This window comes from Atribacteraceae bacterium, assembly GCA_035477455.1.
GTDB lineage: Bacteria > Atribacterota > Atribacteria > Atribacterales > Atribacteraceae > DATIKP01.
The window spans coordinates 1-13,488 of sequence record DATIKP010000003.1; the positions used below are offsets into that span (position 1 = coordinate 1).

Annotated in this window: 11 protein-coding genes and 1 riboswitch; all 11 genes read right to left on the reverse strand. The window is 49.5% G+C overall.

Going from position 1 to position 13,488, the window contains the following annotated elements:
- Positions 1-150: 150 nt before the first annotated feature.
- On the reverse strand, positions 151-1,305 hold the full coding sequence (locus tag VLH40_00035; GenBank protein HSV30399.1) for a SpoIIE family protein phosphatase: 1,155 nt from the start codon (positions 1,303-1,305) through the stop codon (positions 151-153).
- Positions 1,302-3,020 (reverse strand): [Fe-Fe] hydrogenase large subunit C-terminal domain-containing protein, encoded by a 1,719-nt coding sequence (locus tag VLH40_00040; GenBank protein ID HSV30400.1) that lies wholly within the window; start codon positions 3,018-3,020, stop codon positions 1,302-1,304. The genes VLH40_00035 and VLH40_00040 overlap by 4 nt, the downstream gene beginning before the upstream one ends.
- A 3-nt stretch (positions 3,021-3,023) precedes the next feature.
- On the reverse strand, positions 3,024-3,281 hold the full coding sequence (locus VLH40_00045) for a (2Fe-2S) ferredoxin domain-containing protein (GenBank protein HSV30401.1): 258 nt from the start codon (positions 3,279-3,281) through the stop codon (positions 3,024-3,026).
- A gap of 306 nt (positions 3,282-3,587) precedes the next feature.
- Complete coding sequence (locus VLH40_00050) at positions 3,588-4,223, reverse strand: MBL fold metallo-hydrolase (GenBank protein HSV30402.1); 636 nt, start codon at positions 4,221-4,223, stop codon at positions 3,588-3,590.
- Positions 4,224-4,284: 61 nt separating this feature from the next.
- The gene (locus VLH40_00055) at positions 4,285-5,649 is read right to left on the reverse strand and encodes a B12-binding domain-containing radical SAM protein (GenBank protein HSV30403.1); all 1,365 of its coding nucleotides are present in this window, start codon (positions 5,647-5,649) and stop codon (positions 4,285-4,287) included.
- Between the two features lie 160 nt (positions 5,650-5,809).
- On the reverse strand, positions 5,810-7,129 hold the full coding sequence (locus tag VLH40_00060) for a TrpB-like pyridoxal phosphate-dependent enzyme (GenBank protein ID HSV30404.1): 1,320 nt from the start codon (positions 7,127-7,129) through the stop codon (positions 5,810-5,812).
- Positions 7,130-7,214: 85 nt separating this feature from the next.
- A complete protein-coding gene (locus tag VLH40_00065; protein ID HSV30405.1) occupies positions 7,215-8,018 on the reverse strand; it encodes an ATP-binding cassette domain-containing protein in 804 nt (267 codons plus the stop codon).
- The gene (locus VLH40_00070; protein ID HSV30406.1) at positions 8,018-8,926 is read right to left on the reverse strand and encodes a hypothetical protein; all 909 of its coding nucleotides are present in this window, start codon (positions 8,924-8,926) and stop codon (positions 8,018-8,020) included. The genes VLH40_00065 and VLH40_00070 overlap by 1 nt, the downstream gene beginning before the upstream one ends.
- A 67-nt stretch (positions 8,927-8,993) precedes the next feature.
- The gene (locus VLH40_00075; protein HSV30407.1) at positions 8,994-10,001 is read right to left on the reverse strand and encodes an ABC transporter substrate-binding protein; all 1,008 of its coding nucleotides are present in this window, start codon (positions 9,999-10,001) and stop codon (positions 8,994-8,996) included.
- Positions 10,002-10,381: 380 nt separating this feature from the next.
- Positions 10,382-10,966, reverse strand: a complete 585-nt coding sequence (locus VLH40_00080) for an ECF transporter S component (protein ID HSV30408.1) — start codon at positions 10,964-10,966, stop codon at positions 10,382-10,384.
- 77 nt (positions 10,967-11,043) lie between these two features.
- A riboswitch (FMN riboswitch) is annotated at positions 11,044-11,185 on the reverse strand.
- Positions 11,186-11,225: 40 nt separating this feature from the next.
- Positions 11,226-12,740 (reverse strand): FGGY family carbohydrate kinase, encoded by a 1,515-nt coding sequence (locus VLH40_00085; protein HSV30409.1) that lies wholly within the window; start codon positions 12,738-12,740, stop codon positions 11,226-11,228.
- Positions 12,741-13,488: the final 748 nt, after the last annotated feature.

Genomic DNA, 13,488 nt, shown 5'->3' on the forward strand with positions numbered 1-13,488 from the left:
TATTTCCTGGAGGATGGAGATGAGATGGGAAGGATCATGTCTATACTGCTCCAGAATCGCATTGACTTTTTCGAAATGACGAGTTAACATCATACTATCTTTTGCAATTTTCAAGTATATGACACCCCCATTATAGTTTATTGTTTCACCTTAAAAGTATTCCATGCGCACTGACTTATTCCGTTTTCGCAATTCCTCCGCCACTTCCTCCAGAATACGGCTTTTCAGGGAGAGTTCTCCGGAAAGCTTAGGATTCTGATGTGCTGGATTGATCGCCCGGCCAGCGAAAAAAGTAATCTCATCCGACTCAAGAAGTAACGAGAGTAATCGGCTGATCCCGTCGTTCTTGTAGGTCACGTCGGATATAGTCACTCCCTGCTTGAGGAGTCTGAGCACGCCGGCCAAGGTGAGGATCCCTTCGGTAACCAGGTCAATCCCTTCAATCATACCCACCGGCGGAATATCCTCACGGAGAGAATTGAGATCAACTTCGATCTTCTTTCCGAGACTCCGGGCCAGGATATTCCCAGTCGTTCCACCGCAGGCGGCTTTCTTACCCGGAAAAGCGATAAACTTGTTCACTAAAGCTTCATCACGTTTACCATCTTCCGGTGGACCGGCCCAGACTACCACCCGGTAAGGATTGCGAACCTTGGCCACCAAACAGGTAGTATCGTCTCCGGGAACACCCTTATAAAGACTCAGCGTCGTGTCGATGACCTTCCGGGATAGGAATTCGGCATCAATGTGATCGTTAATTGCCGTCTCCAAAAAAGAACCGATTTTTTCCCAGCGCCATCCGAGATTCCACACTCCACCGATTCCGGCATGGACGACCCCATCGGTAAGACCAACCAACCAATCGTTCTTTTGCAGCATGATATTGGATTCGGTTACGGTCCGGTTACCGATCTTCCTTTGCCGTTTTTCCAGATGCATGATCCGGCCACTCCGAATCCAAAAAACTGGCGGATTGTCATACTCGGCGAGATAGGCTTCCCCATCCTTAAAGATCTGAATCACCGAAAAGGTACTGTACGCGATCTTACGAACCTTACATACCGGAAGCGTCTCAGCCAGGGTGGCCACCACTTCTTCCAGAGAAGCGCTGCGTTTGAGCATGGATACGATGATCCGGGTCGTGAGCGTCGCCAGGATATTTGCTTTTACGCCGCTTCCCAGCCCATCGGACCAAGCGATGATGGTCGATCGGTCGTCTTTTTCCACGCCCACACTGTCGCCACACAATTCCTCTCCTTTTTTCGCCGCCTGGGCATAGCCCACTTCGACAAAGAGGTCTTTCATTCCTCGACGGTCTCACCACGTATAATTTTACCCAGCTTACTTAACAGGGTCTTCGTTTCCGCAGTTGTTTCTCCAAGAAGTCCGGCAATTTCCTGGGCGACCATCATCTGGTTTGTGACCACCTGTTGGGCATTGGCAAGAGTTTTTTCCCGGATGTTCTCCATGCTTTTTTCCTGTTCCCGCTCTCTGGTCAAATCGACAAAGACACCCATCAGTAACCGAGATTTTTCGAGATAAAAAACGGAAAGCTTTACGATCAAATTATGGTATTGGGAATAGTGAGTCTCTTTGGTCAAAGCCTTTTTGGTCCTGAGAACTCCGACAAAAGGCGACGGATCAAAAAGATCCTGTACAGTCTTTCCGATCACCACTTTCCCTTGCAGAGACAACATGGTCCGCAAGGCTGGATTCATGTCCACGATCCGGAGGTTTTCATCGATCAGGATGATGCCATTGGGAGTGACCGTAATGAGAAAGCTGGAAAAGGATTCAGCTCTGGCTCGCATATGGGGTATGCACATTTCCGCTTCGGCCAGGCCTTGGTAAACCGCCACCGCTTTCTCCCGACAGGCATCATAACCGCAGGCCCCGCAATTCAATTCATCCTTGATCGTGAATTTCCCGGTCAGCGTCAGAATCCGCTTCAACTCCTCCTCACTCGGCAGAGGAAAATGAACGTTCCGAACGGTAAAGTCCCTCCTGAAATCGGGCAATAGAACCCGATCCGCGTTTTCGGAGTATGACCGGCTCTCTTGCTCGGCGTACTCAATAATCTTTCTCCGGCGTTCAAAGAGGGAAATTTTTGATCCGATAATTGGTCCATCGATACAGCCTCCCTCACAGGACATCATTTCCATGATCCGGAATCCCGACCGCTCCTTTTCAAAACCATCGAGAAATCTCCGGCAGCGATCGATCCCGGTCAGGGCCAGCATGTCCTTGGACAAAATTCCCGTCTCCATTGCAGTCGCTTTTAACAGCCCTCCTTCGACTGGAAAAGCCCGGGCCCAGTGAGTCCGTGAGACCTCGACCGGCTCACCGGAGAGTTTAGCCGGTTCGATACCAGCTTCCTCGAACCATTCGTAAATTTCTTCAAAGGTCAATACAGTATCCACCTCACCAAAAACCTCTTGCTCATTCTTTTCCGCTTTCTTGGCCAGGCAGGGGCCAATGAAAACAATCCGGATCGAACGGGGTGAAAATTCTTTCCGAATCATCCGGGCATGACCGATCATTGGTGAAACCACGGGAGCCAAATAGGGTATCAAATGCGGATAATAGATATAAATTAGGGCGTTCACTGCCGGGCAGGAACTGGCAATGATGTTCTCCCGACCTTCTCTGAGAAGCGCCGCATGCTCAATGGCCACTTGCTCCGCCGCCTCCGCTGTTTCACGAACCTCATTGAAGCCCAATTTTTTTAAGGCAGCAACGACCTGGTCTGGGCGTACCGCCGGAAACGAAGCGACAAAAGAAGGAGCCAGGCTGGCCACCACGAATTCACCCTGGTCGAAATATTCCTGGACAATGGGACGATCATTCTGAATTTTTTTCGCTCCCTGAGGACAAATGAGGGCACACTGACCGTCTTTTATACAACGTTCATCGACAATTTCAGCATGACCCATATTCAACCGAATCGCCTTCACTGGGCAATGTCTAATACACTTATAACAATCCCGGCAACTGGTTTTTTCAGTGGTAATTACACCCAAGCTTTAACCCTCCTGCGAACTTTGCCTCACAAATTCGTTGAAAATGTTCCGGAAGTTGTCCTGAGTCACACCGGTAACCATTTTCCCCCCCACATCGACAGTCACACCCTCTTCGCTGCATTTTCCCAAACAGAAGGTGCCTTTGAGGACGATTTTCTCGCGCAGTCTCTGCTCTTCAATCGTTTCCTCAAAAAGTCTGATGATGTTATAGGCTCCTTTTAAGTGACAAGAGCTGCCCACACATACGGATACCGTTTTCATCGATCGTCTCCCTTGTAAACATAATGCAGATGCAGGCATTCGTTGGCACGTTGATGCGGATAAGCTCCAATGGGAATTTCAATCTCGGTTCTTCCCTTGCGCCTCGCATCATACCTGCCCTGGCCTTTTGTGTTCTGACTCCTGTGTTTTCCAGATCCTCGCATCCATCGGTAAGCCAATCGTGGTTCCCCTTGTAAAATCTCCGTAGTATACCATACCCGCGAAGCTCTGTCCGTGAACCAAGAGAAAAGCAACTCCAGAGAAAATAAAGGATAAAATGCCGGCATGTCCGCTCCTGTTTATCCTTTATATACTAAGTACCCATACTTCCGGTACATCCGGAAGATTACCGGCATTTAGGAAAAAAGAGCTGGAATTCAATCGTTTAACGCAAGGAAAGCAAGAAAGGAAAGGGTCGACTTCGTTCAATTCGAAAGCAAGATGCCTGGTTTTATAATGCATGGGAACAATCACTCGGGGCGCGAGCACTTCCACCAAGGCCACGGCCTCCCGGAGGGAAAGAGTGTAAATTTCTCCTACGGGAACCAGGAGCAGATCAACCGGTTTCCCTTGTTCGATGATCTGACTATTTGGCAGAAACCCTAAGTCTCCGCAATGCAGTAGACTCAAACCGTCGACTTGAATACGATAAACAATGTTACTTCCCCGCTGCTTTCCCTGTTTCGCGTCATGATAGCTCGGAAAACCTGCAATGGAAAATTCTCCAATCGAATACACTCCTATTTGATCGATGATAACCGGTTTACCCTGGACCAGGGATGTGTGGTTATGATCGAAGTGCTGGTGACTGACCAGCACGACAGATGCTTTCACCGTAGGCAGAGGATAGCCGACAGTTGCGTCGAAAGGGTCGATCACCAGATGTTGGCCGCTGTTTGCCGAGAACTGAAAAAAAGAGTGTCCAAACCATTGTAGCCGCACGATAACCGTCTCCTTGTCAAAGCCTACAACCACTCCCCGTCCTAAATAACCGCGTTTCAGCCTATTCCATTCCCCTGACCAAGCTCTGCGCTCCCTCCGGCTTTATCTTGCCCGATTGGACGAGGACAAGCTCTTCATATAACCTATCAAGACCAGCCAAGTACAACGTAACGGTTTTGTTCTGATAAAGGGGATCACTCTTTTCGGAAAGCCATGATACGTGCCGCCAGTCTTCCGTTCCGGGAATCGGTGAATAAAGAGACAATTTTGGATGAAGGCCCATACGGAGGACCGTGTCCAGAGTTGAACGGTATTCGTTCTCCATTATCCCTGGCAATCCAAAAAGAAGATAAACACCGATTTCTTTTCTTTCATATCCGGCGTATAAAAGCGCGTCCACCGCATCGGTAAAAACGTTCAAATCCACTTTTTCCTGTGATTTTTTCAAGACCGGTTCTTGGATCCCTTCCAAGCTGATCCTAATCGTCCGTACTCCAGCCTCGCGCATCAACCGGGCAATCTCTGGTGTGATGTAGCGCGCGTGGATGGAGTTCGGTAAATGAAGGCGGAATTTGAGGCCCTTTGACAAAACTTGCTCCAGCAAGGGTACAAAACATCGCTCGGCATGGAACAATAAAGCATCGTCGTAAAACGCGATATCCTGGATTCCCCGGCCCTGAACCAGCGCCCGGATTTCCTCGTAAACATCAATCGGGTCTCTCTGCCAAAAGTTGGGAAGCAACCGACCGGAAGCGCAATACGAGCAACGGAATGGACAGCCGATCGAGGTGGTGACAACAGCATAATAGGGATCGGAATAAAGGTCAAATGCTGGATGGACAGAAAAAAAATCTTCATAGCCGGAAACATTAAGGTTTATGCCAAGCTGACTTTCCAGTCTTTCACACATCAGCAGTGGATCGCTCGTTTCAATCACTTCAAAGAATCCGAATTGACGGGCAAAGTCAGGACAAAGCGCAGCGAAAACGCCGCCCAGGAAAATCGGAACCCGGGGCCAAAGCAACGAGGTAATCCGTTGCATAGCGACTGCTCCCGGATACCAGTAGGTCATTCCGCAGGTGATCATGATCGCCTGCGGCTTCGGAAGGCTTTTCAGATGATTCACGACCTGAGCGAAGGTGATCCCGTAACGTCCCCAGTAACGGGGAATCATGTTCAGTAAATCAGGCTTGGGTAGTCGGGTTTTTTGATAATTCCCGCATCCGTAATCCCGAAGAACCCGCGAACCCCGCTTTATTCCGGGGTTCGCTAGGTCACTTTGGCGGTCCAGACAGTCGAGAAGAAAGATTCGGCAACCCTGTTTTCGAAGATGGGCACCCAGATAAAGTAGACCCAATGGTTTGGACCATAGATCATAAGCGGTAAAGTCATAGATCCAGGGATTGATCAAAAGGATATTTTTCATGGTCTTATTATAACGGTTGCGCGGTCATCAAACACCGAACAGGATTTCGGCAGTACAATGCAAATGTGTGAGGGAGGTCAAGTGGAAAGGGATATCTGAATCATTGACCCGATGCCTGGCCGCGTGAGCTGCCTTAAGCACTCAACGGCCAGGCATCGGGTCAATGATTGTTGTTGAGCCGTCCTTCGCTGAGGTACATATCGTAGGCTCCCAGGTCGAGATAACCATGGCCGCTCAAATTGAAGAGAATGACTTTCTCTTCTCCGGATTCCCTGCATTTCCGGGCTTCCTCGATCACCCCTTGAATGGCATGGGCACTTTCCGGAGCGACGATCATTGCTTCGGTATTGGCAAAAAGAATTGCCGCTTCGAAGATTTGGTTTTGCTTGTAGGCTTTGGCTTCGATTAGACCAGCATCAGTCAACAAACTGACCAGGGGTGACATACCGTGGTAACGGAGACCACCGGCATGGATTCCGGGTGGAATGAAATCGTGCCCCAAGGTATGCATTTTTAAAAGAGGGGTCGTTTGGGCAACGTCGCCGAAATCATAAGAATACGATCCCCGGGTGAGTGAAGGACAGGCGGTCGGTTCCACTGCGACGGCCCGGAATGGGCGTTTTCCGGTAATTTTCTCACGCATGAACGGAAAAAGAATACCGGCGAAATTACTGCCACCGCCTACGCATCCAATCACGATATCGGGGAATTTCTCTCCGGCCTGCTCGAATTGGAGGCGGGCTTCTTCTCCAATAATAGTCTGGTGGAGCATAACGTGGTTGAGGACGCTTCCCAGGCTGTACTTGGAATGCGGCGTGGTAACCGCATCTTCGATCGCTTCACTGATCGCGATCCCCAAGCTTCCCAGAGAATCTGGTGTCTTAGCCAAAATGTCCCTTCCGGCCTTTGTTCGTTCACTGGGACTGGGGAAGACCTGTCCTCCCCAAGTTTGCATCATGACCCTCCGGTAGGGTTTTTGTTGATAGCTTACCTTTACCATGTACACCGTACACTCAATCCCGAAAAAGCAACAGGCCATGGATAAGGCCGATCCCCATTGCCCGGCTCCGGTCTCAGTGGTCAGGCGCCGGGTTCCGTCTTTTTTGTTGTAATAAGCCTGGGGAACTGCGGTGTTTGGTTTATGGCTCCCAGCCGGACTGACCCCTTCGTTTTTGTAGTAAATACGGGCCGGCGTTCCCAACGCCTTCTCCAGCCTCGTGGCCCTTACCAGAGGAGTAGGCCGCCACAATCGGTAAAGATCCAAAACTTCCCCTGGTATATCAATGAATTGACTGGTGCTAACTTCCTGTTCGATGAGGCTCGGCGGAAATATCGGGGCCAGATCATCCGGAGTAACCGGTTCCTTGGTCCCAGGGTGAAGCGGTGGGTCCATGGGACGGGGAAGATCGGGAATAATATTGTACCAGACAGTTGGCATATTCTTCTCATCTAAAAAAATCCGGGTATTTTTGTCCATCATACCACCTCCGCGCTTAGACTTGATAAGATCCAACTAGGAATCCCTTGTCCGGTCCGGCATTCCCCGTTCCTTGATGCATATCCAGTCAATTATCCGAAGAGAGCAGGACTCGATCATTGGCGAACTTTTTATGTCGTGTCTCACTGAAGCGATCAAGGAGTTCAGCAATGCTCAGACGCTTCCGAACCTCATCGGTCAAATCGAGGACTATCTCCCCTTCGTCCATCATCAGGGTCCGGTCTCCCAGTTTGAGCGAGTGTTGTAGATTATGAGTAATCATGATGGCGGTAAGCTGGTCGTCACGAATCAGGGTTTCAGTCAGATCAAGAATCTTTTCTGCGGTTTTAGGATCGAGATTGGCGGTATGTTCATCCAGTAAAAATATTTTGGGATCACCGATAGTAGCCATGAGAAGAGCTACTGCTTGTCTTTGGCCACCTGACAAGAGGCCAACACGGTCTCGCAGGCGGTTTTCCAAACCAAGGCCGACTTCGGCAAGTTTTTCACGAAATTTTTTTCTCATTTGTTCATTGATGGCTATACGTAACCCCCGTGGTTTTCCTTTTCGAAAAGCAATGGCAAAATTCTCCTCCAAGGTGAGAGATAAAGCTGTCCCTTGATAGGTGTTTTGAAAGACCCTACCCAAGTATCCTGCCCGCCGGTAAGCGGGAAGTGCGGTAACGTCGTTGTTGTCAATCAGAACCCGGCCGGTATCCGGTGGAAAGGCACCGCTGATGATATTCAGAAGGCTTGTTTTTCCGGCGCCATTGCTTCCTACAATAGTGATGAATTGCCGTTCAGGTACCAAAAGATCGATATTTTTCAAAGCATAGCGCTCATCGGGAGTGTTACGAAAAAATATCTTATTGATTCCCCTCAGATCCAGCACTACCGAATCCTCCTCAATTTTTCACGCAAGGTGGGAAAGGAGAGAATAATAATAACTAAAAGTCCTGTGAAGAGCCTCAGGTCAAACGGTTTGAACCCGATATGATAGCCCCAGTTGAGGGCAATGGCCGTCGCCATCCGATAGATCACCGCACCGAGCACAATCTGGATGGTAATGACAAAGATAGTTTTTCCCCGCAAAAGGACTTCGCCAATAATCACCGATGCCAATCCGGCAACCACCATGCCGATCCCCATATTGATGTCCACAAAACCCTGAAATTGGGCAAACAGGGCTCCAGAAAGGGCAACAAGGGCGTTGGAGACCGCGATACCGACCAGTTTTATCTGGTCAGGATTCACGCCCTGAACTTCCACCAGGGTTTCGTTATCTCCGGTTGCCCGAATGGCCAAGCCGATTTCGGTGTGAAGAAAGAGATCGAGAACGATCTTGAGTAGGACTATGATCCCGATCAGAAAGATCAAGTGAAGATAGATTTCCGGAAAAGTCTGCCAGGTATCGCGAATAATGGTAAACACCGTACGGTGGCCGAGTAATTCCGAAAGGGAAATATTGGGACGTCCCATAATTCGCAGGTTGATTGAATACAGACAGATCATGGTGAGGATACCTGATAACAATGCCGGGATTTTAGAAAACGTGTGCAGAAAACCGGTAAAAAGACCAGCAATCGCACCGGCGACAAACGCCACAAACATGCCATACAAAGGGGCGAAACCACTGTAGGCCATAAATCCGAAAACCGCCGCACCGAGAGGATAGCTGCCGTCTACAGTCAAATCGGGAAAACTCAGGCACCGGAAGGTAACGAATACTCCGAGAGCCAATATGGCAAATAGCAGACCCTCCTGAATACTGTAGATAAGAAAATTGACTATGCCCAGCACCCTCTCTATACCAGGTGGGAGTTGAGTTCTCCCACCTGGTTAGTTCCTTGATTGAGAATCAGAATCTTTAGATGAACTGTAAATCGATTGAGTATCCCTTTTTTGCCATCTCGTTCACAAAGGACTTCAGGCGGGCTTCGAAAACATCCGGATTCAGTTCCAATGCGTCCATCGTTCCGCGATTGACTAAGAGAACTAGTCTTTGAGCAAATTCGACAGGTATGCTTCCCGGGTCCTCTCCCTGCAAAATACGGGCGACGATAGTGCCGGTTTGCCGTCCCAGCTGATAATAATCGAACCCAAGAGCTAGAAGCGCTCCCCTCACAACGGTAGTCGGATCGGCCAATATAAGGGGAATCTTCTGTTCTTTAGTGATCCGGGCAACCGTGTCCAGGGCACTGACCGTGGTGTTGTCAGTGGAAACATACACTGCACCGACTCTTCCAACAAGAGACTGGGTGGCCAAGGCGACATCGGCCGTTGTCGTGACGGTAGCTTCAACGAGTTCCAACTCCAATTGCCCGGTAATTTCTTTAGCCATGTCATTAGTTACAACAGAATTGACCTCGCCGGCGTTATAGATTGTACCGATCGTTTCCACTTCAGGAAAGAGATAATTGATCAATTCGATTTGCCGGTAAACCGGGGTCAGGTCCGAGGCACCGGTTACGTTTCCGCCTGGGTTTTCCAGTTCTCTCACCAGTCCGGCTCTCACCGGAGCGGTCACGGCGGAAAAGACGATAGGGATTTCGGTGGTGGCATTGACCGCCGCCTGGGAAGTTGGCGTCGCAATGGAGACAATCAGGTCCACCCGATCGGAAATGAATTTTCGGGCGATCGTGTTAGCTGTCGCAATGTCGCCTTGGGCGGATTGGGAATCGAAAACGATAGTCTCACCGGAAACGTATCCGTATTCCTCGGCCAGAGCGTCCATAACCCCATCCCGAACCGCGTCGAGAGCCGGATGGTCTACAATTTGCATGATACCGATGCGAACCATCTCCTGTGCAGTCCCCACCCCAGTAAACATAACAAGGATAAGGCAAAGCATTAAAACAACCAAGATCCTATTCATGTTACTTACCCCCTTCCGATTATTAAATTTTCTCACCTAATTAAATAAATCCCCCCGTCCCAGAGACGAGGGGATACTCGTGGTACCACCCTAATCAAACCAATAACCGCTCACTCACCTTCGTATCGGGAATTACCAGCGAATCTTACTTGCAGAAAAAACCTATTTTGAGATCCACGCCTCCGGGACCCATTCGTTCCGGCATGGACACCGGGTTCCCAGCAATCCCCGGCTCCCTCTGGCCCACTGCTAAAACTACTTGCTCCCCTCAACGGCTTACTCCATTGATCAATTATCGTGTCTTGGCCAAAAAAAGATATTCATATTATACACAGAATCACCTGTAAGTAAAGCGCATCGCAAGGCTTTTTGACCATTGATCAGACGTCAGAATTCTTTTCTGATTCCTGTTTCAGAAAGACAGTGCCAAGATGCCGGGTGCCCTCCAAAAAGCCAATGATCTTTTTATAAAGAAGTAAGGTAATCATGCCATTGATCGCTCCCTTCAAGAGATTGAAAGGAATGATGGCCGGGAGAAGCATCGAAACGACGGTTGAACGGGGGACACCCAGATAAAGGGGAGTAACGACCAGGTTGGCCGCCACCATAATGGCGGTCATAAGCAACGTGGCCAGAATCAAGGACAAAATGGCGCCCCGGTAGCTGCGTCGGGCCCGATAGACCATACCGGCTATCAGAATATAAGATCCAGTAGCCAGGATATGCATCAAGATGCCCCAGGGACCTCCCTGACCGGTGATCACACCAAAGAGAATCGAGACCACCGTGGTAACGAATATTCCCAATGCCGGTCCGTACTTGAAAGTGACAGACAGAATTGGTACATCACCCGGGTCGTAAAGAAGGAAAGGAGCTTGCGGAACAAGGGGAAAGTGAATCAAGAGGCTGAGCACCAGGGACAGGCCAGAAAAAGCTCCGGCATAAACAATCGTTTTGTGTTTCATGGATGATCCCTCCCGTTCTATTCAGGAACGAAAAAGCCCTGAAGCATTATGCTTCAGGGCTCAAGAGACTGCTATCAACACTTCTTCTCCCTTCCGGACTCTACCGTCGGCTCCGGACTCACACCGGATCCACCCTTACGGGTTCGCGGGCTGTAGCTTGCGCTTATACCGCCGGTCGGGAATTGGGATGGACTCCCTCACCCTGCCCTGAAGAAAGCTGTATTTTCAAAATTCATTATATGCCCCCGGAGTATTTCTGTCAAACGGAGAACTCTCCCCGATTCCGGTAGTGGGGAGCCAGGAAGAAGGGAATTTTTGCATACTCTTCGAAAAAACCCTGATAAACCGGAGTCAAGTTCGAAGGCTCAAAGGTTCGGGTATCGATAACGATCATTTCGCGGGCTTGATCGATATTCTGGGTAAAACCAGAACCGACCATGGAAAACAGGGTCGCCCCGAGAACGGTCGCTTCTTCGACTGAAGTCGTCAACACCGGAAGATTCAATACATCAGCCCGAATCTGGTTCCAGAGGGTATTTTTGGCGCCTCCCCCAACCACTCGAATTCCCTGCGGGACGAAGGAAAACACTTCCCGAAAAGCCAGAACCGCCTGCTTGAGCTGGTAGCAAAGACCTTCAAGAACCGCCCGGAATATTTCAACCCGTTCTGTAGTCAATTCCAATCCGAGTAGCGTTCCCTGGGTATGCTGCGGTTTATTTGGTCCTGAGGGCATAAAGGAAGGAATGGCCACGACACCGCGGGAACCGGGAGGAACCTGTTGTGCCCCTTCGATCATCATCCGATATATTTCTCCATGATCCTTGATGTCACAAAAGAAGTTCCGTCTTACCCACTCCACGACCCCTCCGGCGATCATGAGCATTTGAGGATTCCATAGTCCCTCTTCGGAATCAATTTCGGTAAGAATGCCAAGTTCAAATGCCCGATCAGAATCCCGACATTCTGAAACACGAAGCGCGGCGATCTCCCAGGTTCCCGAATTGAGGATCACCTCATCGGGAGAAGCCAAAGAACCCATAAGGGCGAACTGTGTGTCATGGCCGGTGGAAATGACCGGAATTTTTCCGGGGAGGCCGGTCTCGCCGGCGACTTTGTCGAGCAAGGTGCCAATCACTTCACCCGGCCGGACCATTCGAGGGAAAAACGAGGAATCGAGTTCAGCAAGGGAAAGAATCCTTTTCGACCAGGTCTTATTCTGAATGTCCAACATCATGGTCGTCGAAGCGGACGTCCAGTCGATCGAAAATTCCCCACAGAACCGGTGGCTGAGGATTCCCGGCATCATCATGAAACAGTCCGCCTGTTCCAGGGAGCGGGGAGCGTTTTCACGTAGCCAAAGTAGCTTGAATAGGGTGTTGAAAGGAATAATCTGGTACCCGGTAATCCGGAAGATTTCCCGGGCTGAAAGACTGCCGATCAAACGATTTGTCCAGGGAACCGTCCGACTGCATTGCCAGGAGATGACCGGATAAGTGAGTGACCCGTCCTTTTTCACCGGAGCCCCATCGGCTCCGAATGCTGTTACGGTCAACGATACTGCCTTACCCGGTGTTTTGGATACAACATCCCTTACGACCCGAATCGACTTGTCCCAGACCTCATCAACATCCCAAATTAAATTTTCCCTGATACCTTCCTGCGGACGAGGAGCGTTCGGACACGAAGAGATATGCAGAATCTCCCCCTTCTCTCCAATCGTCACTGCCCGAATGCTTGTCGCTCCACAGTCCAGTACAACAAAATAGATATTCAAAGGAAATCCTCCTCCTCTTTAAATACAGGCTGTAACGGCTTAGCCGTTTAGGGAAGGACCAATGAGGTCTTTGTTTCGGTACTTGACCGCCGCCTAAGAGCCTGCTTTTTCTTTCTCCTTTATAAATACATAGTCAAAGGGTAGAAAGGTTAAGAGCTTATGGGTGAAAACTCTTCCTTGCTTCCTCCTATCTTCAATTTTCATGCTCGATACCGTCGGACACCGACTGGTTAACTCCTCTGATTATAACAGAAGAAACGACGGATCCAGTGTACCAAACACTTGGGTATCGCTCGTGTCTATCCAGGAATAAGCGTTGTTCGTTTTGTCTTTCCGTTGTACTATAGAATAGAATCAATGTTTTTCGCTCTAATCTTCTCCAGTGCCGAACCAGATTTTTTTAACGAGAGGACAAACATGGCGTCTGATAGAACCTGCGGTTTTAGTTTCCATCAACTAAACTAAATGGCTATACCGGCGACAACCAAGAACTACCGGGCTTTTTCGATTTCGGCAAAGCCCATGAAAAGATAAAGGAATTCTTGTGTAGGTAAAACAGCCAGCACGAAAGGCAATCGGGGGGGTAACAAGCTATGACGAAAACCTTAATTCGAATTCGGGGTTTTGTTGCACTCGCCATAATGGCCGTTGCAGCATTTCAAATCATTACCGGTATCGGTCTTTGGATGTTCATCCGGGGATCGTTAGTAAGCCCGGGATTGTGGAATTTTCTGAGCCGCTCCCATCC